Genomic DNA, 24,549 nt, shown 5'->3' on the forward strand with positions numbered 1-24,549 from the left:
GCCTTGCAGGGGCGCGGGGAACCGCGCGAGAAGCCCCACCGGGCCCGCGCCCGACAACCGTCCCCTACGGCGCCACGTCGACGGCGCTCCCTCGTTGATGCGGGATCTCCACACTCCCCCCACCCGTCTGCAACGTGATCGCCCGCCGAGGCACCGGCACACTGATCCCCTCGGCCCGGTACCGCTTGTGCAGCCGCTTGATGAACTCGTGCTTGATCCGGTACTGGTCGCTGAACTCCCCGACCCCGAGGATCACGGTCATCCCGATCCGCGAGTCACCGAAGGTGTGGAACCGCACGGCCGGCTCATGATCGGGAACCGCCCCCTCCACCTCCTTCATCGTCTCGCCGATCACCTCGTTGGTCACCCGCTCCACATGCTCCAGATCGCTGTCGTAGCCGACCCCCACCTGCACCAGCAGCGTCATGTCCTGCTCGGGCTGGTTGAAGTTGGTCATGTTCGTGCCGGCGAGCTGCCCGTTGGGGATGATCACCAGGTTGTTGGAGAGCGACTTGATCGTCGTCTGCCGCCAGTTGATGTCGACGACATAGCCCTCCTCACCGCTGCTCAGCTTGATGTAGTCACCGGGCTGGACCGTCTTCGAGGCGAGGATGTGGATGCCCGCGAAGAGGTTGGCGAGGGTGTCCTGGAGGGCCAGCGCCACCGCGAGACCGCCGACACCGAGGGCGGTGACCAGCGGGGCGATCGGTATGCCCAGCGTCTGGAGGATCACCAGACAGCCGATGGCGAGGACCGTGACCCGGGTGATGTTCACGAAGATGGTGACGGAGCCCGCCACCCCCGCCCGGGACTGGGCGAGCGTACGCACCAGACCGGCGATCACCCGGGCCGACGTGATCGTGGCGACCAGGATGAACAGCACCGTCAGGGACTGGTTCACGTTGTGCTGCACGGTCTTCGTCAGCGGCAGCACCGCCGCCGCGGCAGCCGCGCCCGCGACGAACGTGCCCCACGGCACCAGCGACCGGAGCGTGTCCACGATGACGTCGTCCCCGCCCCAGCGGGTCTTCGTCGCATGGCCGCCGAGCCAGCGCAGCAGCAGCCGCAGCAGGAACGCGGCCAACAGGCCCGCGACCAGGGTGATTCCGGCCACGAGGTAGTCGTCGAGGGTGAGGGCCCGGGTCATCGGTCGCCTCCCGAGGGGCGCGGGGACCGGCCGGCGAGCCGTATGTCAGGTCCCGTGGGCCGTATGTGATGTGTCGTCACTTGCCACCTGCTCGAATCCGTCATGCACGATCAGCACCTGCCCGGACGCGTGTACGACGTCGGGCACGACCGCTCATCCTGCCGTATCCGCGCGGCTGATCGGCACCGGACCTGCGCGGATCGGCCGACGACAGGCCCCGTGCCACCGGGAATGTCCGGATGTGCTCGGCGGTACGGTGCCGCCTGCTCAGATCACCTTCAGCCGGACCAGCGCGCCCAGCGTCAACGCCCCCGGCAGCAACGGCAGCCAGAGCGTGATGACCCGGAACACCAGCACCACCGCGGTCGCCACGGCCGCCGGGCCACCGGCCGCCACCAGCGCCACCACGAGCGCGGCCTCCACCGAACCGAGGCCGCCCGGCGTCGGCACGAGGGCGACCGCGACCGTGGCGGCGAGATAGGCGAGCGCCATGTGCGTCACGGGAATGTCGAGCCCCAGCGCCAGCCCCACGGTGACCAGGACACCCGCCTGCAACGCCGGGAACGCCAGCGAACCACCCCACAGCGCCAGCACCCGCGTCGGTCGCGCGTGCACCGCCCTGGCCTCGCCCGACGCGGTGCGGAGGAAACCGAACACGGCCGCACGCAGCCGCCGTACCAGGAACACCGCGGCCACGGCGCAGCACCCGACGGCGACGGCCGTGACCAGCAGGGGAGTCGAGGCGCCGGCGGGCAGGAGCGGGCCGAGCCGCAGGGCCCGGGGGAACGCCACCAGCAGGGCCAGCAGCAGGCCGACGCGGGCGACGGACTCCGCCAGCAGATACAGCGCGAGCGCCGCCGACGAACGAGCGGCCGACACCCCGCACACCATCATGAACCGCAGGTTCACCGCGCTCGCGCCGAGTCCCGTCGGCAGCAGATGATTCGCCGCGCCCGCCGCGAACTGGGTGGCCAGCAACCGCCGCACCGGCAGCCGCTCGACAAGCGCCCCCTGCCGGGTCACGGCCGCCGCGACCCAGGTCAGACAGGTCACGCCGACCGCCACGACCAGCCAGGGCCACCGCGCGGTCGCCAACTGGGCGAAGCCCTCGGCGAGAACGGAACGGTGCCGCACCGCGACCACCAGGACCAGCGCGAGCGGGAGCAGACAGAGGATCCGCCGCACCGGAACGCGCCTGATGAGTGGTCGGGGAAGCTGTGTGGCTGTCACACCGGGAGAGGTTCTCCGTGCCCGGCCAACAGGGGGTTGCGGGTGCGCGGACGGCGGTTGACCGGCGGCGGACGTCACCGCGCTCCGGCGTACGCCGAAATACGTTTGACCTCAAGCTTGGTCGAGGTTCTAGCGTCGTCCGCATGAGTATGGAGACCACCGCCTGGACCCAGCTGCAGGGCATGATGACCGCCCAGCGGCACAACCGCCCCCTCGCCCGGACGACGCTACGGCGCGTCGGCGTCTTCGCCCGTCCACATCGTCGCCGTATCGCGTGGTTCGTCGGCATCGGCGTCGTGACCGCGCTGCTCGCCGTGGCGACGCCGGTGCTCGCGGGGAACGTCGTGGACGTGATCGTCTCGGGCGGCGACGAGGACGTCGTCGTCCGCCTTGCCGTGCTCATCGCCGCCATCGCCGTCGCCGAGGCGGCGCTCGGCCTCGTGGCCCGACGCCTGTCGGCGACGCTCGGCGAGGGCCTCATCCTCGATCTGCGAACCGCCGTCTTCGATCATGTGCAGCGCATGCCGGTCGCGTTCTTCACACGTACTCGTACGGGAGCGCTCGTCAGTCGTCTCAACAACGACGTCATCGGCGCCCAACGCGCGTTCAGCAACACCCTGTCCGGAGTCGTCGGCAACGTGGTCACGCTGCTGCTCACCCTCGCCGTGATGCTCACCCTCTCCTGGCAGATCACCCTGCTCTCCCTCGTTCTGCTGCCCGTCTTCGTGCTCCCCGCCCGGCGCATGGGCAAGCGGATGGCCCGGCTCCAGAGGGAGGCGGCCGACCTCAACGCCGCCATGGGCACCCGGATGACCGAGCGCTTCTCGGCGCCCGGCGCCACCCTGGTCAAACTCTTCGGACGACCGGACGACGAGTCCGCCGAGTTCGCCGAACGGGCGAGCCGGGTACGGGACATCGGCATCCGTACGGCGATGGCGCAGTCGGCGTTCATCACGGCCCTCACCCTCGTCTCGGCCCTCGCGCTCGCCCTGGTGTACGGCCTCGGCGGCTGGTTCGCGCTGCGCGGCACCCTGGAGGCCGGCGCGATCGTGTCCCTGGCCCTGCTGCTCACCCGGCTGTACGCGCCGCTCACGGCGCTCGCCGGGGCGCGCGTGGAGATCATGAGCGCCCTGGTGAGCTTCGAGCGCGTCTTTGAGGTACTGGACCTCACACCGCTCATCGACGAGAAACCGGACGCCCGAGAGGTCCCCGAGGGCCCGGTGGCCGTGGAGTTCGACGACGTCCGCTTCGGCTACCCGTCCGCCGACAAGGTCTCCCTCGCCTCCCTGGAGGAGGTGGCCGCCCTCGACACCCGCGGCGGCACCGAGGTCCTGCACGGCGTCTCCTTCCGCGCCGAACCCGGCCAGACCGTCGCCCTCGTCGGCTCCTCGGGCGCCGGCAAGTCCACCGTCGCCCAACTGCTGCCCCGGCTCTACGACACGGACACGGGCACGGTCCGGATCGGCGGCGTCGACGTACGCGACCTCAGCGCGGTGTCACTGCGCGGCACCCTCGGCATGGTCACCCAGGACGGCCACCTGTTCCACGACACCGTCCGCGCCAACCTGCTCCTCGCGCGCCCCGAGGCGACGGACGACGACCTGTGGGAGGTGCTGCGCCGGGCTCGCCTCGACGACCTCGTGCGCGCCCTGCCCGACGCCCTCGACACCGTCGTCGGCGAGCGCGGCTACCGCCTCTCCGGCGGCGAACGCCAGCGCATGACCATCGCCCGGCTGCTCCTGGCCCGCCAGCGCGTCGTCATCCTCGACGAGGCCACCGCGCACCTCGACAACACCTCGGAGGCCGCCGTCCAGGAGGCCCTCGCGGAGGCGCTGGAGGGCAGGACCGCCGTGGTCATCGCCCACCGCCTGTCGACCGTGCGCACCGCCGACCAGATCCTCGTCGTCGAGGCGGGCCGGATCGTGGAGCGCGGCCGGCACGAGGAACTGCTCGCGGCGGACGGGCGTTACGCGGAGCTGTACCGGACCCAGTTCGAGAGGCCGACGGCCCACGCACCCGGGGCGGAGGCACCGGTCGCGGCGGTCTGACGGCCGGACGGCCGGACGGTCCCCGGGGATCCGGGCCGGGCCAGACGGATCGAGAGGATCGCCGTCGGGACGGCGGCGATCGAACTCGGCCTCAGGTCGTGCCGCCCCGGCCCGGAGCGGCAGGGGTCGGGCCCCGCTCTGCCGCCCAGGTGCGCAGTGCGGCTTCGGCTTCCTCGCGGGACTGGGGGCCGCGGTCGATGTGGAGCTGCTGGAGGTGGCGGACGGCCGCCCCGATCGCCGGGCCCTGAGGCAGGCCGAGCAGGGCGATGACGTCCCTGCCGTCGAGGGGCACGGGGACGCCGGACAGCCGCTCACGGACGGCTCGCTCGGCCGCGGCACGCGCCTCGGACTCACGCTCGGCCTGGTCTCTCGCATGCCACGCGTCGTAGTCGGCCGCGTCGCGGGCCCGCGACGCGGCCCTGTGCCAGTCGTCCTCGTCCCGCCCCCGGCCGAGGCCCACTTCCACGAACAGATCGCGGTGGTCCGGCGCGCCCGGGCCGGCCGGCGGCACACCGAGCCGGGCGAGCGCCGCGTTGATCGGCCAGTCCTCCCGGGGACCACTGAAGTCCGAGGTGTGCGCCGGCCCCCATTCCCGCACCCCGGCCCGCCACAGGACGGCGGTCTGATCCCCCTCGCCGCCCCAGAAGTCCGCCTGCACATGCGCCACCGGCCCCCTCAGCGACAGGTCACGAAGCGCCCCGGCCAGGTCGGAGCGGAGCGCGGCGGACAGCGGCAGCAGCCCCATGCGATGCCCGAGCGGGGCGACCACCGCCCCCGGCACACCCTCGGCCCAGCTCCGCAGGCGGTCGAAGTCCCCTACGACGGCATCGAGTCGGTACGACATCCGCGTACAGTAACCGCGTCCCGGCCGGCCCCCTCAGGGCCCCCGCACGGGACGGAACCCCGGCCGAGCCCCCGCCCGTTGTGGCGATCCTCACGGAGGTCGGCGAGGGGCATCGCGTACGCGTTCCGCTGTAAGGTGCGAGAACAGCCCTTGACCTGCAGATTCGCGGGCAGGGAGCCTACTCATGGGAGTCCGCCGATGCTGCGTACCATGTTCAAATCCAAGATCCACAGGGCCACCGTCACCCAGGCCGACCTGCACTACGTCGGGTCCGTCACCATCGACGCCGAACTGCTCGAAGCCGCGGACCTGCTGCCGGGTGAGCTCGTGCACATCGTCGACATCACCAACGGCGCCAGGCTGGAGACGTACGTCATCGAGGGCGAGCGGGGCTCCGGGGTGATCGGGATCAACGGGGCCGCGGCCCATCTCGTCCATCCCGGAGATCTGGTGATCATCATCAGTTACGCTCAGGTCCCCGACGCCGAGGCCCGCGCCCTGAAGCCCAGGGTCGTGCACGTGGACCAGGGCAACCGGATCGTGGCGCTGGGCTCGGACGCCTCCGAGCCGGTGCCGGGTTCGGACCAGCGGCGCAGCCCGCAGGCCGTCACCGTCTGACTCCGCGAGGGCCGCCCGGCGTCCCCGATCCGCACGCGAGGAGTGCCATGAGCGACGTACAGATCCGCGACGACCGGGCGGCCGGCCGTCTGGAGGCCCTCGCCGGCCACGAACTGGCCGGTCACATCCAGTACTTCGTCCTCGAATCGCCGCGGCGCGCCCTCGTTCCGGTCCATACGATCGTCGAGCCCGCGCACGAGGGACAGGGCGTCGCGGGCTCGCTGGCCCGGGAGTTGTACGGCATCGCGGCCCGCGAGGGCATGGTCGTCGCCCCCCTGTGCCCGTACGTCGTCAGGTGGGCCGAGCGGCACCCCGAAGCGGCCCCGGCCGTCGACCCCGAGCTGCTGCGGGCCGCGAAGGACTGGCTGATCGCCCACCCCGAGGGCTTCTGAGGGACCCGGCGGCGGACCCCTCGCGGCGGCTCCGCCGACCGGGTGACTGCCCGCACCGGCGGCGGGTACCCGTGCCCCGAGTCCATGGCGGACGTACCCATGGCTGGAGGACGCGATGACACACCCCGACCCGGACCCCGTGCGGCCCGGCCCCACCCCGGGCCCGGGCCCCGACCGCCCCGAACCCTTCCCGCCGCCCCCGTTCCCCGATCCCGTGCCCACCCCCGACCCGGACCCCGTCCCCAGCCCTCCCGGCCCGGACCCGGTCCCGGGCGAACCGAGGCCGGGCCCGCTGTCGTAGGAAGTGGGCAGAGGAACGGGGGGCCGGAAACAGAAACGCGGCCCGGCGTGAACTTCTCACGCCGGGCCGCGTCACCAAGGTTCAGGTGCGCGGCGCTCAGGCCTCGATCTCGCCCCGACCCTGCCCCCACAGCGTGTGGAACGACCCCTCCCGGTCCACCCGGCGGTAGGTGTGCGCCCCGAAGAAGTCCCGCTGCCCCTGGGTGAGCGCCGCGGGCAGCCGCTCGGCGCGCAGAGCGTCGTAGTACGCCAGCGCCGCCGCGAAACCGGGCGTCGGCACGCCCTGCCGCGTCGCGGCGACCAGCACCTCGCGCCAGTCGTCCTGCGCCGCCGCGATCTCCTGGGCGAACGTCTCGTCGGAGAGCAGGCTCGGCAGGTCGGGCCGGGCGTCGTACGCCGCGCGGATCCGGTCCAGGAAGGCCGCCCGGATGATGCAGCCGCCGCGCCAGATGGAGGCGACCTTGCCGAGGTCGATGTTCCAGTCGTACTCGTCGCGGGCGGCGTCGATTTCGTGGAAGCCCTGGGTGTACGACACGATCTTGGAGGCGTACAGCGCCTGCTCGACCCGGTCGGCGAAGGCACCCGCCTCGGCCGCGCTCAGCGGGGTGGCCTTGGGGCCGGCCAGCGAGCGGGACGCGTCGCGCAGCGCGGCGTGGCCCGACAGCGAGCGCGCGAAGACGGCCTCGGCGATACCGGAGACCGGAACGCCCAGGTCCAGGGCGATCTGGACGGTCCAGCGGCCGGTGCCCTTCTGCTCGGCCTGGTCGACGACCACGTCCACGAACGGCTTGCCGGTGGCCGCGTCCACGTGCGCCAGCACCTCGGCGGTGATCTCGATCAGATACGAGTCGAGGCGCCCGGTGTTCCAGGTGCGGAAGATCTCGGCGATCTGCGCGGGGGTGTAACCGGCCACGTCGCGCAGCAGCTGGTAGGCCTCGCCGATCAGCTGCATGTCGGCGTACTCGATGCCGTTGTGGACCATCTTCACGAAGTGCCCGGCGCCGTCGGGGCCGACGTGCGTGACACAGGGCGCGCCGTCGGCGGCCTTCGCGGAGATCTTCTCCAGCATCGGGCCGAGGGAGTCGTACGACTCGACCGGGCCGCCCGGCATGATGCTCGGGCCGTTGAGCGCGCCCTCCTCGCCACCGGAGATACCGGCGCCGACGAAGTGGATGCCCTGCTCGCGCAGCGCGGCCTCGCGGCGGCGGGTGTCGGCGAAGTGCGCGTTGCCACCGTCGATGATCATGTCGCCGGGCTCCAGGAGCGGCGCGAACTCCTCGATCACCGCGTCCGTCGGCCCGCCCGCCTTCACCATGACGACCAGGCGCCGGGGGCGCTCCAGCGCCTGTACGAAGTCCTTGGCGGTCTCGGCCGCGATGAAGTCGCCCTCGTGCCCGTGCTCCTCGATCAGCGCGTGGGTCTTCGCCGCGGAGCGGTTGTGGACCGCGACCGTGTAGCCGTTGCGGGCGAAGTTGCGGGCGAGGTTGCTCCCCATGACCGCGAGGCCGGTGACGCCGATCTGGGCTGAAGTGCTCATACGGTTGGCTCCTATGGATCCTGATATCGGTGGTGCCGTTCCTGCCCGCCAGTATTGTCCTTCCGGCCATCCTGACGTGCACCGGCCCCGTCCGCACTGCGCGGCCTGCCGTGGGTGAGTACGCAGGAAGGGCCCTACCTGCCTCAATGGGGAGCGCAACCCGGGTGCTTGTGCGCCGTCGCTTGTCACGCACGCGCCGGGGGGCGGCACTTACGCGCCGGAACAGGGTGCTAACCCGCCACTCACGGGACGGGAGCGGCTGATTTTTCGTCTTGTCATGGCCGGTTCGTGGCGCTTACTTTTGCGGCTCATGGCATAGGCGAGGGGGCTTTTCCATGGCCGTACGCGGTCGGCACCGTCGGTACCAGCCGAACAGGATCAATCGCGCCTCACTCACGGTCACGGCGGGCGGTGCCGGGATGGCGCTCCCGCTGATCGGCACCGGGGTCGCGGAAGCGGCCGATGTCGAGACCTGGGACAAGGTCGCGGCCTGTGAGTCCACCAACGACTGGAACATCAACAGCGGGAACGGCTACTACGGCGGTCTGCAGTTCAGCCAGTCCACCTGGGAGGCCTTCGGCGGTACCGCCTACGCCGCCCGCGCGGACCTGGCCACCAAGGAACAGCAGATCGCGATAGCCGAGAAGGTCCTCGACGGACAGGGCCCCGGGGCCTGGCCGCTCTGCTCGCAGCGCGCGGGACTCACCCGCGGCGGCGACGGGCCCACGCGCCGGGTCGAGGACGTGAAGCCGCAGACCACACCCCAGTCGCAGGCCGGCAAGGTCGAGATGTACACGGTGGTCCGGGGCGACACGCTCTCCGAGATCGCCGACTCCCAGGACGTGCGGGGCGGCTGGCGCAAGCTCTACGACGCCAACCGCAAGGCCATCGGCTCCGACCCGGACGTGATAATCCCGGGCCAGCGGCTGAGCCTCGACACGGCCGGCCGGCAGAAGGAGAGCAAGCAGGAGAGCAAGCAGGAGAAGAAGAAGGTCCAGAAGGAGCGGAAGCCGCAGAAGCAGCAGGCGTCCGAGAAGCGGCAGGAGTCGGGGTCCCTCGTGGCCCCGGTCAGCGCCTCCCTCGGCACGCCCTACCGCGCCTCGGGCTCCTCCTGGTCGAAGGGCTACCACACGGGGGCCGATTTCCCGGTGGCGACCGGTACCTCCGTGAAGTCCGTGGCCGCCGGGGAGGTCGTCACCTCGGGCTGGGGCGGCTCCTTCGGCTACCAGGTGGTGATCCGCCACGCGGACGGCCGCTACACGCAGTACGCGCATCTGTCGGCGATCTCCGTGAAGGCCGGCCAGAGCGTGAGCACGGGCCAGCGCATCGGCCGCTCCGGCTCCACCGGCAACAGCTCGGGCCCGCATCTGCACTTCGAGGTGCGGACGGGGCCCGGCTTCGGCAGCGACATCGATCCGATCGCCTATCTGCGGGCGGGAGGGGTTCGGATCTGACGTGGTGGCCTGACGTGGTGCGGGAGGCCCGTCCGGGCCTCCCGCTCAGGTTTTCACGCGGTCGCGATGCCGGTCGAGGAGTGCCCTGGGCACATACAGCTCGCCGTGGAAGGGCCGCAGCAGCGGATCGGGCGGCGCGTCGTCGTCCGCGCCCGCCGCGCTCCTCCCCAGGAACGGAGCCGGTACGACCACCCGTTTGTCGAGGCCGAGGTCGAGACCGAGGGGGATCGGGTCACCGATGCCCGGGGCGCCCACCGTCTGCCGGGGAAGCCCGGCGAGCAGCTCCTCCAGGGCCAGGGACTCCCGGTCCCGGCCGGTGACCGGAGCCATGGCGTCCGCGCCGGCCACATCGGCCCGCTCCGCCCCGGCCCGCTCCGCTTCGGCCTCGTCACCGAGGCGTTCGGTCGTCAGCAGGATCAGACCGCCCGCGGCGACGACACCGCAGCCCAGCGCGAGCAGGGTGCCGGTCGTGCCGTAGCGGAAGGTCTCGCCGAACATCGTGATGCCGACCGCGGCCGCCACCACCGGGTTGACCACGGTGAGCGTGGCGAGCGGGGCCGCGAGGCCGCCGCCCCGGTAGGCGGCCTGGGACAGCAGCAGACCGGCCGTGGCGAAGACGCCGATGACCGCGAGGGTCGGCAGGTCGGAGAGGGTGACGCCGTCCGTCCAGTCGACGGCGACCGTCTTGGTGAAGACCGAGGACATACCGAACGCGACACCGGAGGCGACCGCCAGCAGGATGCTGCGCACCGCCGGATGCCGGTGCGCCGCGCGCCCCGCCACCGTCAGCGCGGCCACCGCGCCCCCGCTGACCACGCCCACCAGCACCCGCTGGGCGGTGTCCAGCGACTGCGCGTCGGCCGTGCCGACCAGGGAGAGCAGACCCGCCAGCCCGACCGTCGCCATGATCGCGCCCCGCCAGGCCGTCGAGCCCGCCCTGCGGCCGACGAACAGCGCCGCCATGGGCAGCGCGAAGACGATGGTCAGCGCGCCCAGCGGCTGCACCAGGCTCAGCGGGCCGTAGGCCAGGGCCACCACGTGCAGCAGCCCGCCGAGGCCGTTCAGCCCGACGGCGGCCCACCAGACCGGCCGGCGCAGCGGCGCGTAGGACTGGCCGGGGGAGGACACCGCGACACGCTCCTGGACGATCGCCCCGCCCGCGTACGCCACGGCGGAGACGAACGACAGCAGCACGGACAACGCGAGGGCACTCATCTGCGGCTCCTCGGCGCAGCGCGGGGGCTCCCGGCCCGGCGCGGTGAACGCTCGGCTTTCATGGTGACCACGATGCCTCGCCGAAGCGCTCACGTCGTCGTACCTGAGCACTCAATACGTCCTACTGCCGTTGGAGTACGACCCGTCCCGCGTCATACCCAAGAGGGGCGACACAGGGTGTACACCGCCAGGTGAACGCGCCCGCGGACCCTGGTACTACTCGTCCTCGTGGAACACGACCCCGGCCTCACCGCGCTCTCGGCCCTCGGCGGTTTCTTCGTACTACGCACGGGAGAACCGCCGCACGGCACACCGCCCACGCTCGCGGAGGCCTATGCGGCACCGGGTGCCGAAGTGGAAGAGGAGGTTTACGCGAATCCCGTAATTTTCCGTGTCCACAAGGTCGCCCGGAGTGTGCGGGCTCCGGAACCGCGGGTGGCCGCCTCCATCGCCCACCTCGGCCTCGCCGCCCGCCTGTGGTCCGTGGCCCTCGGCGCGGCGGCCCTGTACGGCCGTGTCCCGGACCTCGACCCCCGCCTGCTGCGCTGGGACGCGGACGCGAGCGCCCCGGACGACCTGTGGCTCACCGAGGTGCGGAGCCTGCCCGCCGAGCGGATCGGCGAGGTCGTACGGGACGGCCACCTGCTGCCGCTGGCGGCGGCGCTGCGCGCTCGACTGCCCGTCTCCGAGCGGCTGCTGTGGGGGAACGCGGCCTCCGCGCTGATGGGCGCCGTGCGCCAGATCGACCGCTGGGCCGCCGCCAACGGCCGTGGCGAGGCGGCGAGTCGGGCCCGTGCGCTCGCCGCCGACCTGTTCGCGCACCCGTCCCTGACGGGCACGCTCGACCCGGTGACACACCGCCGCCGCAGCTGCTGCCTCTACTACCGGCTGCCCGGCGGCGGGCTGTGCGGCGACTGCTGCTTCGACCGGCCGCCCGGCGCACGCCCCCGCCGCGCCCCCCGCTCCTGACATCGGGCGTGCGCCCGCGCGCACATCGTGGTCTTCCGCAACCGACCCTTCTGGGTGACCATGTGGGAACCAGCCGCTGAGACAGGGGGTTCCGGGTGCGAGTCGGCCTGCTGACCCGGGAGTATCCGCCCGACGTCTACGGTGGCGCGGGTGTCCATGTCGAGTTCCTCGCCCACGAGTTGCGGTCCCTGATCGACCTGGACGTGCACTGCTGGGGCGAGGGGGCGAGCGGCGGCGTCGTGCGCCACCGGCCCTGGTCCGCGCTCGACGGCGCCAACGACGCGCTGCGCACCTTCTCCGTGGACCTCGCCATCGCCGCCGGTCTCGAAGGCCGTGAACTGGTCCACTCGCACACCTGGTACGCCAATCTCGCCGGCCACTTCGGCAAGCTGCTGCACGGCATCCCCCATGTGGTGACCGCCCACTCGCTGGAGCCGCTGCGTCCCTGGAAGGCCGAGCAACTGGGCGGCGGGTACGCCCTGTCCAGCTGGGCCGAGCGCACCGCCGTCGAGTCCGCCGACGCGGTGATCGCCGTCTCCGGCGCCATGCGCGACGACATCCTCGGCTGCTACCCCGCGCTCGACCCGGCGCGGCTCCACGTCGTGCACAACGGCATCGACACCTCCCTCTACCGCCCGGACCACGGCACGGACGTCCTCGACCGGATCGGCGTCGACCCCGGCCGCCCGTACGTCCTGTTCGTCGGGCGGATCACCCGGCAGAAGGGCGTGCCCCATCTGCTGCGCGCCGTCCGGGACATCGACCCGGGCGTGCAGGTCGTGCTGTGCGCCGGCGCACCGGACACCCCGGAGATCGACCAGGAGTTCCGTGACCTCTTCGCGGAGCTGGGCCGCGCACGCGAGGGCCTGTTCTGGATCCCGCAGATGCTGCCGCGCCCGGACGTCATCCAGCTCCTCACGCACGCCGCCGTCTTCGTCTGCCCGTCGGTGTACGAGCCGCTCGGCATCGTCAACCTGGAGGCGATGGCCTGCGGTACGGCGGTGGTGGCCTCGCGGGTCGGCGGCATACCGGAGGTCGTGGAGGACGGTGTCACGGGCCTGCTGGTGCCGACCGAGGACGACGCGGAGGGCTTCGAGGGCCGGCTGGCCCGCGCCCTGGACTCGGTGCTCGCCGACCCGGCGACCGCCGCCCGCATGGGCGCGGCCGGGCGGGAGCGGGCGGTGCGCGAGTTCGGCTGGGACGCGGTCGCCCGTCGGACGGTGCGGCTTTACGAGGAAGTCCTCAAACCGGGGTAGTCAAGGGGCAGGCAAAGAGCAGGGTTCGGCACGAGCGGGTGTAGAGGGGCGGCGGCATGCGGCGCGGTGGACCTTCGGTGCTGGGAATCGTACTGGCGGGCGGTGAGGGCAAGAGACTGATGCCTCTGACCGCCGACCGTGCGAAACCAGCGGTGACTTTCGGCGGCACGTACCGCCTGGTGGATTTCGTTCTCTCCAACCTCGTCAACGCGGACATCCTCCGCATCTGCGTGCTCACGCAGTACAAGTCGCACTCGCTGGACCGGCACATCACCACGACCTGGCGGATGTCGAGCCTGCTGGGCAACTACGTCACCCCGGTCCCGGCCCAGCAGCGACTGGGCCCGCGCTGGTACCTGGGCAGCGCCGACGCGCTCCTGCAGTCCCTGAACCTGGTGCACGACGAACGGCCGGAGTACGTGGCGGTGTTCGGCGCGGACCATGTCTACCGCATGGACCCCCGCCAGATGCTGGCGCAGCACATCGAGGGCGGCGCGGGGGTGACGGTGGCCGGGATCCGGGTGCCGCGCACGGAGTCGTCGTCGTTCGGGGTGATCACGCCCGGCTCCGACGGCCGGGCCGTGGAACGCTTCCTGGAGAAGCCGGCCGACCCGCCGGGCCTGGCCGATGACCCCGAATGCGTGTTCGCCTCGATGGGCAACTACATCTTCACCACCAAGGCCCTGGTGGAGGCGCTCCAGCGGGACGCGGAGGACGAGGACTCCGTGCACGACATGGGCGGCTCGATCCTGCCCCAGCTCACCGACCGGGGCGAGGCCCAGCTGTACGACTTCAGCGCCAACCACGTGCCCGGTGAGACCACCCGCGACCAGGGCTACTGGCGGGACGTCGGCACGCTCGACGCGTACTACGACGCCCATATGGACCTCATCGCCGAGCGCCCCGCCTTCAACCTCTTCAACCGCAGCTGGCCCATCTACACCAGTTCCGGCCAGCTCTCCCCGGCCCGGTTCAACGCGGGCGGCATGGCCAGCGAGTCGATCATCAGCGCGGGCTGCCTGATCCGCGGCCAGGTGACACGGTCCGTCCTCTCGCCGGGGGTGGTCGTGGACCCGGGCGCCGTCGTCCAGGGCTCGGTCCTGCACGACAACGTCCACATCGGACGGGGTGCGGTCGTCCGGGGCGCCGTGATCGACAAGAACGTCCAGGTGCCCCCCGGCGCCACCATCGGGGTCAACCCGGAGAGGGACGCCGAGCTGTACACCGTCTCCCGTGACGGGGTGATCGCGTTGGGCAAGGGTCAGCAGGTGCCGTAGGCCTGGGGATAGCCCTTCAGGGTGACCGCTGTGCACACAGATGTCCCATGAGTCCCGCCTCCATCAGGTGGCGGGACTTAATCTGTTGTTAACTGTGCGTAGCTTGATCGTACTTGACCGTAATCGGCCAATGACGATTGACTGCTGACTCACCCGTCGTCGACGCGAGGCAAGCCCTTGACTTCTGACCTGCTCGCCCCACTCGACCTGGCGTTCTGGAACATCGAGTCCGCCGAACACCCCATGCACCTGGCCGCCCTGGGCGTCTTCCCGGCGAACTCGCCCACCGCGGGTGCCCACGCCGCCGAGCTGCTCGCCACCCGGGCCGCCGCCGTGCCCGGGCTGCGGATGCGGATCCGGGACGTCTGGGTCCCCGACGTCCGGCTGCCGCTCGCGTTCGGCGGCGCGACCCGTGAGCCCGTCGCCGACTTCGAGCCCTTCGACCACGTGCGGCTGCACGCGCCGACCACCGACTTCCACGAGGCGGCCGGGCGGCTGATGGAACGCCCGCTGGAGCGCGGCCGGCCGCCGTGGGAGGCGCATGTGCTGCCGGCGGTGGACGGCACCTCGTTCGCCGTGCTGTTCAAGTTCCACCACGCGCTGGCCGACGGACTGCGGGCGCTGACGCTCGCCGCCGCCGTGATGGACCCCATCGACATGCCCGCCCCCCGGCCGCGCCGCGCCGAGCCGCCGCGCGGCCTGATCGGCGAGGTGCGCAAGCTTCCCGACCTTGTCCGGGGGACCCTCTCCGACCTGGGGCGCGCCCTCGACATCGGCGCGTCCGTCGCCCGCACCACGCTCGACGCGACCCTCGGCGCCCGGTCCTCCGCCGCGCTCACCTCCGAGGCCAGCGGGACCCGCCGTACGGCCGGGGTCCTCGTGGACCTCGACGATGTGCACCGGATCCGCAAGACCGTAGGCGGCACCGTCAACGACGTCCTCATCGCGGTGGTGGCGGGCGCGCTGCGGCGGTGGCTGGACGAGCGCGGGGACGGCAGCGAGGGGGTCGCGCCCCGGGCGCTGATCCCGGTCTCCAAGCGCCGGCCGCGCACGGCGCATCCGCAGGGCAACCGGCTCTCCGGATATCTGATGAAACTGCCGGTGGACGATCCGGATCCGCTGCGGCGGCTGCGTACGGTCCGCGCGGCGATGGACCGGAACAAGGACGCCGGGCCGAACCGGGGGGCCGGGGCGGTCGCCCTTCTCGCCGACCATGTGCTGCCGCTCGGCCACCGCCTCGGGGGGCCACTGGTGAGCCAGGCCGCCCGCCTCTGGTTCGACATCCTCGTCACCAGCGTGCCGCTGCCGAGCCTCGGTCTTCGCCTCGGGGGCTGCCCGCTGTCCGAGATCTACCCCCTCGCCCCGCTCGCCCACGGGCAGTCCCTCGCCGTCGCCGTCTCCACGTACCGGGGGAGCGTCCACTACGGCCTCGTCGCCGACGCGGAGGCCGTCCCGGACCTGGAGCGGCTGTCCCGTGCGGTCACCCGGGAGGTGGAGGAGCTTCTGGCGGCGTGTGAGGTGTGACACGTAGGGGGTGCGTCGTCGGGTGCGGGTCCGGTAGGGCTTCTCGCGCAGTTCCCCGCGCCCCTGAAAGATGCCTGCGGCCCTTTCGGGGAAAAGCACGGGGCGCAGCCCCTGCTTTTCAGGGGCGCGGGGAACTGCGCGACCAGCCCCCACCGGACCCGCACCCGAAGTTTGGTCACCACACCCTCCGCTCCGTACAATTCCCCGTTCGACAGCGGACGCGTCCCGGCGTGCCGCACGTGATCAGGGAAACGGCAGCGCGATGACGGTGACAGAGGACGGCCCGGCGACCACGGACGAGGTCGTGTACGGCCCGGGGATCGACCCGGAGCGGCTCGCCGTGTGCCTCAGCGTGCTGGACGAGCTGGACAAGCTGGAGGTCGACCACCCGGACGCCATCGCCGTGCGCCGCGCGACCGCCGGCGTCTACCGCACGGTCAAGCAGCGCCGCCGCCAGGAACGCCGCGCCGCCAAGACCGCCCACGACAAGGCGGTCACCGAGTCCACCGCCACCGGCTCCGCCCAGCGCATCGACGACGAGACCGAGGGCATCCTGCCGTCGTCCGTCACCGCGGAGGGCAAGATCGCGGGGATACTCCAGCGCCCCCGCTCCTGCTACACCTGCAAGACCCGGTACGTCGAGGTCGACTACTTCTACCACCAGCTCTGCGCCGACTGCGCCCGCCTGAACCGCGGCAAGCGCGACGCCCGCGCCGACCTCACCGGCAAGCGCGCCCTGCTCACCGGCGGCCGCGCCAAGATCGGCATGTACATCGCCCTGCGGCTGCTGCGCGACGGCGCGCACACCACGATCACCACCCGCTTCCCCAAGGACGCCATCCGCCGCTTCAAGGCGATGGACGACTCCGCGGACTGGATGCACCGCCTGGAGGTCGTCGGCATCGACCTGCGCGACCCCGCCCAGGCCGTCTCCCTCGCCGACCAGGTCGCCGAGGCGGGCCCCCTCGACATCCTCATCAACAACGCGACCCAGACCGTCCGCCGGCTGCCCTCCGCCTACGCCGCCCTGGTCGACGGCGAGAGCGCCCCGCTGCCCGCCGGGGAGCTGCCCCCGTACCACGTCATCGGCGCCTTCAACTCCGGCGCGGTGGACGGCCTGACCGGCAGCGCCGCGCTGCCCGTCGGCACCAGCGGCCTCGACGCGCAGCGGGTCGCCGACCTCGCCCTGGTCGCGGGCAACGCCAGCGTCGCCCGGCACCTCGACGGCACCGCCATCGACGCGGGCGGTCTCGTCCCCGACGTCGTCGACACCAACACCTGGGTGCAGACCATCGAGCAGATCTCCCCGGTGGAGCTGCTGGAGACCCAGCTCTGCAACTACACCGCCCCCTTCATCCTGATCAGCAAGCTCCGCCCGGCCATGGCCGACGCCGCCCGCAAGGCGGCCAGCGGACGGGCGTACGTCGTGAACGTCTCCGCGATGGAGGGTGTCTTCGGCCGTGGCTACAAGGGCGCGGGCCACCCGAACACCAACGCCGCCAAGGCCGCGATGAACATGGTCACGCGGACCAGCGCCCAGGAGATGTTCCAGAGCGACGGCATCCTGATGACCTCCGTCGACACCGGCTGGATCACCGACGAGCGCCCCCACTTCGACAAGCTCCGCCTCGCCGACGAGGGCTTCCACGCCCCGCTCGACCTCGTCGACGGCGCGGCCCGCGTCTACGACCCGGTCGTCCTCGGCGAGCAGGGCGAGGACGTGTACGGCGTCTTCCTGAAGGACTACGCGCCCGGCAAGTGGTGAGTGGACCGGGCCCGGTCCGACACCAACTCCAGTACCGTCCGCCAGTCCTCCAGGACCCCGGCGTCCACGCCGGGCGTCCAGCCGGCCTCTGCCGCGTGCCGTAGCGCGAGTACGTCCTCGACGAGCCCGGCGTCCGCCCAGCCGCCCGCGTGCATCCGCACGAGGTCGTCCGCGCCGAGCGTGTGCAGGCGTACGAGCCGGGCGACCCGCTCGCCGAGCAGGGGCCGTACGGTGTCGGCCGCCAGGTCGGCGTGGCCGGTGTCGTCACCCGGACGGAGCAGCCGGCCCAGGGCGTGCACCAGACCGGCCACCTGGAGTTCCTTGTCGGCCGGCCGCCCTCGGCGCAGCAGCGCGGCGGTCTGCAACGCGTGTTCGCGGGAATCCACCGGAGCGCCCCGGCGGCGGTCCGGCGCCGTGCCGCCGTCCCGGCAGGCGTGCAGCAGATCCATCAGCTCGTCGACGCTGCGCAGTTCCATCCGCCGGTCCTCCCGAGTCCGCCCACGAGAAATGCCGTTGCGGCACATGAGCAGATCATGGTCGGCTTGCTATTCGGCCAACGGGACCTGAACTACGTACCGGGGCCAGCGATCCGATGGGTCGTCGGACCGGTGCCGGGTTCGAGTACTGAGCCGAACGGGTGATGCGAAAACCTGCTAAATGGGTCAAATTGCCCTAGCGTAAGGGCTGCTGGGCGCTGAACGACTCAAGACAGTTACCTCTTGTTTTCAGCCCCATCGAGCGGCCACCCGCTCATTTGGTTACTCTGTACCGGACGGACAGCCTTATATGGGTCCCACCCACACCCACGGTCCGTCCCGGGACAAGCCGGTCACCACGGTCTGTTCTCGCACCCAGAAAATCCGGCGCCACCGCGTCCGTACTGACATCGACTCAGACCCGAGCGGACGTCAAGCGCACAGCGGCAGGCTGGGCCCGACGTCCCGAGGGTGACCCGACACATAAGGAGTGCGCGGTGACACCAGAGAAGACGAATGGCGATCAACGCCCCAAGGAACGCACCGAGGGCGGCCGGTCGAAGAAGGAACTCGGCAGCCTGGACGTGTGGGCCAGGTCCGCCCCGATCCGACTGGCGGGCTACGAGGACGACCTCGCCGAGCCCCACATCCTGCCCAGCGTGGACTGACCGGCAGGACCGTGTGATCGCCGTCTGCATGGGCGTGCCAGACTCGCGCCCATGCAGATCAGAGAAGCCACCGCCGCCGACTGGCCCGGGATCTGGCCGTTCTGGCACCGCGTCGTCGCCGCCGGTGAGACCTACACCTGGGACCCGGACACCTCCGAGGAAGCCGCCCGCACCCTGTGGACGGCGCCCCCGAAGCGCGTGTACGTCGCCGAGGACGAGACCGGAGCGGTGACCGGCTCCGCCTTCCTCACCCCCAACTACGCGGGCCCCGCCGCCCGTATCGCCAACGCGGGCTTCATGGTCGACCCCGACCGGGGCGGCCGGGGCATCGGCCGCGCCCTCGCCGAACACGTCCTCGCCGAAGCCGAGGACCAGGGTTACCGGGGCATGGTGTTCAACGCCGTCGTGGAGACCAACCCCGCCGTACGGCTCTGGACCTCGCTCGGCTTCACCGTCCTCGGCACCGTCCCGGACGCCTTCGCGCACCCGAAGGACGGCCTGGTGGGGCTGCACATCATGTACAAGGCGCTCTGACGCCCGCCTACCCGACGGGCGCCGTCCGGCGCCACGGGCTCAGCTCCTCCAACCGCCCCGCCACCGCCAGGAGTTCGAGCTCCGAGCCCGGGCGGCCCACCAACTGCACCGCGCAGGGCGCGCCCGACGGCAGGGTGCCGAACGGCACCGACAGCGCCGGCCAGCCCGTGAGGTTCCACGGCGGCGTCAGCGGCGAGTAGTTGGTGTTCACCAGCAGATTGCGCAGCCACCCCCGCTCGTGCCAGTTCGCGGCGGCGGGCCCGCGCCGGGCGAGCGCCGGGGTGAGCAGCACATCGTGCTCGGCGAAGAACGGCTCCAGCCTGCGGCGCAGTTGCTCCCGCCGGTCGCCCGCGCGCACCCCCTTCACGAAGCGCCGCCCCAGGGCCGCGTGCACCCGCGTGCGCCGGGTGAGCAGCCGGGGGTCGAGATCCTCGGCGTCCACCGCCGTCCCCGCCGTCCAGTGCGCCAGCGAGGTCGTGCCCAGCCAGACGGGATAGGGGGGATCGGCCGGCCGTACGGTCAGCCCGGCGCCGGTCAGCAACTCGGCGGCCCGGCGCGCGGCATCGGCGTACGGACGCGTGACGGCGACGCCGAGCAGAGGGCTGCGCACGGACAGGGCGACGCTCGGCGAGGGCGAGGGCGAGGGCGAGGATGAGACGGGCTCGGACGGCCTTGTGTCGTCCGAGCCCGCGAGTATCCCGAACATCAGCCGGGCGTCCTCGACCGTCGTCGCGAGCGGGCCGTTCTCCGACATGCCGAACCAGTCGCCGTGCCCGATGTCCGCGGGGACGACACCGAAGCCCGGCTTGAGGCCGAGCAGCCCGCAGTTGGCGGCCGGTATCCGCAGCGAACCCATCCCGTCGTTGCCGAGGGCCAGCGGCACCATCCCGGCGGCCACCGCGGCCGCGCTGCCGCCCGAGGAACCGCCGGTCGTGCGCGAGAGGTCCCACGGGTTGCGGGCGATGCCGTGCACCCCGTCCGTCGTACCGAAGACACACAGCTCGGGCACATTGGTGAGCCCCACGACCACCGCGCCCGCCGCCCGCAGCCGGGCCACGGTCACATGGTCCTCGCCGGCCGGTGTCTCGGGGGTCGCGGCGGACCCGTTGCGGGTGGCCTCGCCCCGCACGGCCAGGTTGTCCTTGATCGCCACCGGCACACCCGCCAGCGGAAGTTCGGCGAGATCCGCCCGGCCCGCCACCTCGTCGGCCTCCGCGAGGGCCGCCTCCGTCCGTACCCTGCGGAACGCGCCGATCCGCCCGTCCAGCGCCTCGATCCGGGCCAGATGCTCCGCCACCACCTCACGCGGGGTGACCCGCTTCTCCCGTACGGCGGCGGCGATCTCGGCGGCGGTCCGGCCGGTCCAACTGGTCACGGGCGCTCCCTGGCGGTGTCGTGCGCGCCGGTGCCGGACGCGACGGAAGGGCGTACCCGCGAGTAGTGGTCGAGCACGAGGAGCACTGTGCCGTGTGGGACGCCCCCGCGTCGAGAGTCCGCCGGGAAGAAAGAGCCCTGGACGGCCGTCCCGCTACGAGCCTGTCGTGCGCGAGCCGGCCAGCCGGGTCGGCGGCAGGAACTCCCGCACATACGTCCGCTCCCAGCACGCCCCGGTCTCCCGCAGCTCGCGCCAGGTCGTGTAGCGGTACCGGAAGAGGCGGGCTCGGACGAAGCGGGGCGGGGCGTCCGGGGGGAAGGGCGAGCGGCGGAGCAGACGGAGCGTGTCGCGGTCGTTCTCCAGGAGGCGTTCCACCAGGACCCCGAACCAGGGGTCGGCGTACGCCGGGGAGAGGCCGGCGAACCACATCAGCCAGTCGAGCCGCAGATGGTACGGGGCGAACTGGCGCGGCCAGCGTCTCGGATCGCCCGGCTTGCCCTTGAACTCGTACGCCCGCCACCCGGAGTCCTCGCGCGGCACCTCGTCCGCCGTGCCCTCGACCACCACCTCGTACCGCACCCGGCTGACGCTGCCGAACGCCCCGTAGGTGTTGACCAGGTGCAGCGGGTCGAAGGAGCGGTTCATGACCTGGCGGCGGGAGACCATGTTGCGGACCGGGTGGTAGCTGAGCCCGAGGACGAGGGCGGCGACGGCGAGCACGACGACCGTGTACCAGAGGGGTGCGTCCGGGGTGTCCGGGGCGGTCGTGCCGAAGTCGACGGCGGACAGGGCCAGCGCGATGGTGATCCAGTTCAGCCAGGAGAAGTTGCCCGACAGGACCAGCCACAGCTGGGTCAGGATCATCAGCGCGGCGGCGGCCGTGGCGATCGGCTGCGGGGTGAAGAGGAGGAAGGGGACCACGAGCTGGGTGACGTGGTTGGCGGCCACCTCGACGCGGTGGAACGGCTTCGGGAGGTGGTGGAAGAACCAGCTCAGCGGGCCCGGCATCGGCTGGGTCTCGTGGTGGTGGTCGAGGCAGGTGAGCTTCCGCCAGCACGCGTCGCCGCGCATCTTGATCAGCCCGGCGCCGAACTCGACCCGGAAGAGCACCCAGCGCAGCAGGAACAGTACGACCACCGGCGGCGCGACCTCGTCGTTGCCGAGGAGGACGGCCAGGAAGCCGACCTCCAGGAGCAGCGACTCCCAGCCGAAGGAGTACCAGGTCTGCCCGACGTTCACGATCGACAGGTACATCGCCCAGGGCACGAGCCACAGCAGCATGCCCGCCCAGAGCGGCAGCAGCGAGTCCAGCCCCGCGACCAGCGCCGCCGACACCGCACAGCCCGTCCAGGCCCAGCCCGCGAAGAAACGGTTCGAGTAGTGGCGGTGGAACACACTCGGCGCCCGCCGGAACGGCACCCGCGCGACGAAACGGGGGATCGGCAGCATCCCGCGCTCACCGAGCAGCGCGCGGAACTGCAGGGCCGCCCCCAGGAAGGCGACCAGATAGAGGACGGCCAGGGCCCGCTGGAAGAGCAGCCGGCTCAGCCAGTAGTCGGGTCCGGTGAACCACTCCACGGTACCGACCATAGTGGGCGGATCGATGAGGGTTTCCTCCACTCGATTATTCGGGCAAATGCTGTCAAAGTGGCCCCATGGTTGATCGGGGAGCGAGCGAATCGGACGTCCCGGACGACTGGCTCTCCCACCCGGACCCCGTCCTGGCGCTCAACCTCATGGGCACCTTCGACTGGGACCTCGACGCCGGTGCGTTCCACATGGACGCCAAGGCCCACGAGATCTTCGACGTGCGCCCCGACGAATACGACGGCAACCCCGAGACCCTGTCGCTGCGGGTGCCCCCGATGGAGGGCCGCAGACTCGACACCCTCGTCTCGCAGGCCCTCAAGGACGGCAGCGAGAACTACGGCGCCTACTTCCGCATCCGGACCCGCGAGGGCATCCTGCGCTGGACCCACACCCAGGGCTACATCCGCCGCGACGCGACGGGCCGCCCGTACCGCGTCATCGGCATCGTCCGGGACGCCACCCGGGAGCTGCGGGAGATCCGCTCCCGCACCGAGCGGGCCGCGCTCGACGAGGCCCGCCGAAGACAGCCCAACGTCGTCCAGGTCATCACGGCCGCCCTGGCCCACGCCCGGACCGTCCAGGACGTGATCGACGTCCTGGAGGACACCGACGGCCTCACCCACCTCGGCGCGACCAGCCTGGTCATGGGCCTGGTGGAGGCCGGGCGGATCCGGATGGTCGCCGCCGGCCCCGAGGACAGCTATGTGCCCGGCACCCGGATCACCCGCCTCGACGTGAAGTACCCGATGAACGAGGTCGTACGGCATCTCGTACCGCACTTCATCGAGTCGCCGGAGGAGTTCGCCGAGTCGTATCCGCTGCTCTGGCCGCACATCACCGACCTCAAGATCACCTCGGCCGCCTATCTGCCGCTGATCGTGCAGGCCCGCCCCATCGGGGCGATGGGGCTCCTCTACAACGACCGGCGGGGCTTCACCTCCGAGGAGCGCGACGTCCTCATCGCGCTCGGCAGCAGCATCGCCCAGAGTCTCCAGCGGGCCATGTTCTACGAGGGGGAGAAGGACCTCGCCGAGGGCCTCCAGCAGGCCATGCTGCCCCGCTCGATCCCCAGCGTCCCGGGCGCCGACATCGCCGTCCGCTACCGGGCCGCGTCCTTCGGGGGCTCGCTCGGCCGGGACATCGGCGGCGACTGGTACGACCTCATCCCGCTGCCCGGCGGCCGGGTCGGCGCGGTCATCGGCGACGTCCAGGGCCACGACACGCACGCGGCGGCCGTCATGGGCCAGCTCCGTATCGTCCTCAAGGCCTACGCCACCGAGGGGCACACCCCGGCCACCGTGATGGCCCGCGCCTCCGCCTTCCTCCACGAACTCGACACCGACCGCTTCGCGACCTGTCTGTACGCGGAGGCCGACCTCGCCACCGGGGTCGTCCAGGTGGTGCGGGCCGGACACATCGACCCGCTGCTGCGGCACACCGACGGCACCTGCCACCGGGTGGTCGTGGAGGGCGGACTGCCGCTCGGGCTGTCCGCCGAGTTCGGCGGTCTGGAGTACCCCGTCACCACCGTCGAGATGTTCCCCGGGCAGACGCTGCTGCTCTGCACCGACGGGCTCATCGAACAGCCCGGCGCCGACCTCGACGACGGCATGCGGACGCTGAAGGCGCTGATCGCCACGGGTCCCGACGACGTCGACGACCTCGCCGACCGGCTCATCGACGTGGCGGAGGAGCGGGGCGGCGACGACGACGTGGCCCTGCTGCTGCTCCGGCGGCGCAACCGGAGCGCCGAGCAGCCCGGTGGGCGGCTCCAGCAGCATGTCGGGCCCGGTGATCCGGAGGCGCTCACCGAGGCGCGGCACATGATCGGGGCGGCGGTGCGGACGTGGGGGGCGCGGGATCGGGCCGACGAGATCGAACTGGTCGCGGATGAGCTGATCACCAATGCGCTGATGCATACGGAGGGGTCCGCCATCGTGACCTTGCGGGCGCTGGCCGGGTCCGATCGGCGGTTGCGGGTGGAGGTGGAGGACTCGTCCAGTGCGTTGCCGCGGCGGCGGGAGGCGGGGGAGGCGGGGGTGTCGGGGAGGGGGTTGCTGCTGGTGGACCGGCTGGCGGATGTGTGGGGGGTGGAGGCGCGGGGTGGGGGGAAGTGTGTGTGGTGCGAGTTCGTGTTGCCGGGCGCGTAGTGGCTCCGCCGAACAGGGTGCGTTGTCGGGTGCGGGTGCGTGGGGCTTCTCGCGCAGTTCCCCGCGCCCCTGAAAAGCCGGGGCTGCGCCCCATGCTTTTCAGGCCCTGCCTCCGGTTGCCCTTCAGGGCCGTGGGGGGCCGGTCTCTTAGGGGCGCGGGGAACTGCGCGATCAGCCCCC

The 24,549-nt window shown here is 71.9% G+C and carries 20 protein-coding genes; 12 read left to right on the forward strand and 8 right to left on the reverse strand.

Annotation, left to right across the window (positions count from 1 at the left end; translation table 11 throughout):
- Window positions 1-64 precede the first annotated feature (64 nt).
- Together J8M51_RS27260 and J8M51_RS27265 are read right to left on the reverse strand one after the other, a co-directional pair.
- On the reverse strand, window positions 65-1,147 hold the full coding sequence (locus J8M51_RS27260; protein ID WP_216587828.1) for a mechanosensitive ion channel family protein: 1,083 nt from the start codon (window positions 1,145-1,147) through the stop codon (window positions 65-67).
- Between the two features lie 267 nt (window positions 1,148-1,414).
- Window positions 1,415-2,377: a lysylphosphatidylglycerol synthase transmembrane domain-containing protein gene (locus J8M51_RS27265; RefSeq protein WP_086751717.1), complete on the reverse strand. Its 963-nt coding sequence runs from the start codon at window positions 2,375-2,377 to the stop codon at window positions 1,415-1,417.
- A gap of 143 nt (window positions 2,378-2,520) precedes the next feature.
- On the opposite strand from J8M51_RS27265, the gene J8M51_RS27270 reads away from it, so the two are divergent.
- Window positions 2,521-4,425: an ABC transporter ATP-binding protein gene (locus tag J8M51_RS27270; RefSeq protein WP_179202854.1), complete on the forward strand. Its 1,905-nt coding sequence runs from the start codon at window positions 2,521-2,523 to the stop codon at window positions 4,423-4,425.
- Window positions 4,426-4,516: 91 nt separating this feature from the next.
- Here the strand turns inward: J8M51_RS27270 and J8M51_RS27275 are convergent, their stop codons facing one another.
- Window positions 4,517-5,269, reverse strand: a complete 753-nt coding sequence (locus J8M51_RS27275; RefSeq protein WP_256964009.1) for a hypothetical protein — start codon at window positions 5,267-5,269, stop codon at window positions 4,517-4,519.
- A gap of 198 nt (window positions 5,270-5,467) precedes the next feature.
- Here J8M51_RS27275 and panD point away from each other — a divergent pair, with 198 nt between their 5' ends.
- Window positions 5,468-5,887 (forward strand): aspartate 1-decarboxylase, encoded by a 420-nt coding sequence (panD, locus tag J8M51_RS27280; RefSeq protein WP_086751723.1) that lies wholly within the window; start codon window positions 5,468-5,470, stop codon window positions 5,885-5,887.
- Window positions 5,888-5,934: 47 nt separating this feature from the next.
- The gene (locus J8M51_RS27285) at window positions 5,935-6,279 is read left to right on the forward strand and encodes a GNAT family N-acetyltransferase (RefSeq protein ID WP_086751725.1); all 345 of its coding nucleotides are present in this window, start codon (window positions 5,935-5,937) and stop codon (window positions 6,277-6,279) included.
- A 397-nt stretch (window positions 6,280-6,676) separates the two neighbouring features.
- On the opposite strand, the gene gndA is transcribed toward J8M51_RS27285, so the two are convergent.
- The gene (gene gndA / locus J8M51_RS27290) at window positions 6,677-8,116 is read right to left on the reverse strand and encodes an NADP-dependent phosphogluconate dehydrogenase (protein WP_086758812.1); all 1,440 of its coding nucleotides are present in this window, start codon (window positions 8,114-8,116) and stop codon (window positions 6,677-6,679) included.
- Between the two features lie 335 nt (window positions 8,117-8,451).
- Here gndA and J8M51_RS27295 point away from each other — a divergent pair, with 335 nt between their 5' ends.
- Window positions 8,452-9,570 carry a transglycosylase family protein gene (locus tag J8M51_RS27295; RefSeq protein ID WP_086758814.1) on the forward strand — a complete coding sequence of 373 codons (1,119 nt, stop codon included), beginning with the start codon at window positions 8,452-8,454 and terminating at the stop codon, window positions 9,568-9,570.
- A gap of 45 nt (window positions 9,571-9,615) precedes the next feature.
- On the opposite strand, the gene J8M51_RS27300 is transcribed toward J8M51_RS27295, so the two are convergent.
- Window positions 9,616-10,785, reverse strand: coding sequence for a DMT family transporter (locus tag J8M51_RS27300; RefSeq protein WP_179203246.1), 1,170 nt, complete (start codon window positions 10,783-10,785; stop codon window positions 9,616-9,618).
- 228 nt (window positions 10,786-11,013) lie between these two features.
- On the opposite strand from J8M51_RS27300, the gene J8M51_RS27305 reads away from it, so the two are divergent.
- The 5 genes from J8M51_RS27305 (at window position 11,014) to J8M51_RS27325 (ending at window position 17,576) form a co-directional block, all read left to right on the forward strand.
- Window positions 11,014-11,754: a (2Fe-2S)-binding protein gene (locus J8M51_RS27305; RefSeq protein ID WP_086758819.1), complete on the forward strand. Its 741-nt coding sequence runs from the start codon at window positions 11,014-11,016 to the stop codon at window positions 11,752-11,754.
- Between the two features lie 95 nt (window positions 11,755-11,849).
- Window positions 11,850-13,010, forward strand: coding sequence for a glycogen synthase (gene glgA / locus J8M51_RS27310; protein WP_086758820.1), 1,161 nt, complete (start codon window positions 11,850-11,852; stop codon window positions 13,008-13,010).
- Between the two features lie 56 nt (window positions 13,011-13,066).
- Window positions 13,067-14,287 (forward strand): glucose-1-phosphate adenylyltransferase, encoded by a 1,221-nt coding sequence (gene glgC / locus J8M51_RS27315; protein WP_086758822.1) that lies wholly within the window; start codon window positions 13,067-13,069, stop codon window positions 14,285-14,287.
- 177 nt (window positions 14,288-14,464) lie between these two features.
- Window positions 14,465-15,811, forward strand: a complete 1,347-nt coding sequence (locus J8M51_RS27320) for a wax ester/triacylglycerol synthase family O-acyltransferase (RefSeq protein ID WP_086758824.1) — start codon at window positions 14,465-14,467, stop codon at window positions 15,809-15,811.
- Window positions 15,812-16,073: 262 nt separating this feature from the next.
- Complete coding sequence (locus J8M51_RS27325) at window positions 16,074-17,576, forward strand: SDR family NAD(P)-dependent oxidoreductase (protein ID WP_086758826.1); 1,503 nt, start codon at window positions 16,074-16,076, stop codon at window positions 17,574-17,576.
- On the opposite strand, the gene J8M51_RS27330 is transcribed toward J8M51_RS27325, so the two are convergent.
- Window positions 17,555-18,052 carry an inositol oxygenase family protein gene (locus J8M51_RS27330; RefSeq protein ID WP_086758828.1) on the reverse strand — a complete coding sequence of 166 codons (498 nt, stop codon included), beginning with the start codon at window positions 18,050-18,052 and terminating at the stop codon, window positions 17,555-17,557. The genes J8M51_RS27325 and J8M51_RS27330 overlap by 22 nt on opposite strands.
- Before the next feature lie 497 nt (window positions 18,053-18,549).
- Here J8M51_RS27330 and J8M51_RS27335 point away from each other — a divergent pair, with 497 nt between their 5' ends.
- Together J8M51_RS27335 and J8M51_RS27340 are read left to right on the forward strand one after the other, a co-directional pair.
- Window positions 18,550-18,720, forward strand: coding sequence for a hypothetical protein (locus tag J8M51_RS27335; RefSeq protein ID WP_005484384.1), 171 nt, complete (start codon window positions 18,550-18,552; stop codon window positions 18,718-18,720).
- Between the two features lie 51 nt (window positions 18,721-18,771).
- A complete protein-coding gene (locus J8M51_RS27340) occupies window positions 18,772-19,254 on the forward strand; it encodes a GNAT family N-acetyltransferase (RefSeq protein ID WP_086758830.1) in 483 nt (160 codons plus the stop codon).
- A 7-nt stretch (window positions 19,255-19,261) separates the two neighbouring features.
- Here J8M51_RS27340 and J8M51_RS27345 read toward each other — a convergent pair whose 3' ends face one another.
- Both J8M51_RS27345 and J8M51_RS27350 read right to left on the reverse strand, forming a co-directional pair.
- Complete coding sequence (locus J8M51_RS27345; protein ID WP_086758832.1) at window positions 19,262-20,629, reverse strand: amidase; 1,368 nt, start codon at window positions 20,627-20,629, stop codon at window positions 19,262-19,264.
- A gap of 153 nt (window positions 20,630-20,782) precedes the next feature.
- Window positions 20,783-22,207, reverse strand: coding sequence for a lipase maturation factor family protein (locus tag J8M51_RS27350; RefSeq protein ID WP_086758836.1), 1,425 nt, complete (start codon window positions 22,205-22,207; stop codon window positions 20,783-20,785).
- Between the two features lie 77 nt (window positions 22,208-22,284).
- Between J8M51_RS27350 and J8M51_RS27355 the strand changes: the two genes are divergently transcribed.
- Window positions 22,285-24,369, forward strand: coding sequence for a SpoIIE family protein phosphatase (locus tag J8M51_RS27355; RefSeq protein ID WP_267299543.1), 2,085 nt, complete (start codon window positions 22,285-22,287; stop codon window positions 24,367-24,369).
- Window positions 24,370-24,549 lie beyond the last annotated feature (180 nt).

This window comes from Streptomyces griseiscabiei, assembly GCF_020010925.1.
In the GTDB taxonomy this organism is placed as follows: domain Bacteria; phylum Actinomycetota; class Actinomycetes; order Streptomycetales; family Streptomycetaceae; genus Streptomyces; species Streptomyces griseiscabiei.

Coding starts and splice junctions, on each gene's coding strand:
- J8M51_RS27340 (WP_086758830.1), top strand. CDS start 18,772: ATGCAGATCAGAGAAGCCACCGCCGCCGACTGGCCCGGGATCTGGCCG.
- J8M51_RS27325 (WP_086758826.1), top strand. CDS start 16,074: ATGACGGTGACAGAGGACGGCCCGGCGACCACGGACGAGGTCGTGTAC.
- J8M51_RS27275 (WP_256964009.1), bottom strand. CDS start 5,269: ATGTCGTACCGACTCGATGCCGTCGTAGGGGACTTCGACCGCCTGCGG.
- gndA (WP_086758812.1), bottom strand. CDS start 8,116: ATGAGCACTTCAGCCCAGATCGGCGTCACCGGCCTCGCGGTCATGGGG.
- J8M51_RS27355 (WP_267299543.1), top strand. CDS start 22,285: ATGGTTGATCGGGGAGCGAGCGAATCGGACGTCCCGGACGACTGGCTC.
- J8M51_RS27270 (WP_179202854.1), top strand. CDS start 2,521: ATGAGTATGGAGACCACCGCCTGGACCCAGCTGCAGGGCATGATGACC.
- panD (WP_086751723.1), top strand. CDS start 5,468: ATGCTGCGTACCATGTTCAAATCCAAGATCCACAGGGCCACCGTCACC.
- J8M51_RS27330 (WP_086758828.1), bottom strand. CDS start 18,052: ATGGAACTGCGCAGCGTCGACGAGCTGATGGATCTGCTGCACGCCTGC.
- J8M51_RS27260 (WP_216587828.1), bottom strand. CDS start 1,147: ATGACCCGGGCCCTCACCCTCGACGACTACCTCGTGGCCGGAATCACC.
- J8M51_RS27285 (WP_086751725.1), top strand. CDS start 5,935: ATGAGCGACGTACAGATCCGCGACGACCGGGCGGCCGGCCGTCTGGAG.
- J8M51_RS27295 (WP_086758814.1), top strand. CDS start 8,452: ATGGCCGTACGCGGTCGGCACCGTCGGTACCAGCCGAACAGGATCAAT.
- glgC (WP_086758822.1), top strand. CDS start 13,067: ATGCGGCGCGGTGGACCTTCGGTGCTGGGAATCGTACTGGCGGGCGGT.
- J8M51_RS27300 (WP_179203246.1), bottom strand. CDS start 10,785: ATGAGTGCCCTCGCGTTGTCCGTGCTGCTGTCGTTCGTCTCCGCCGTG.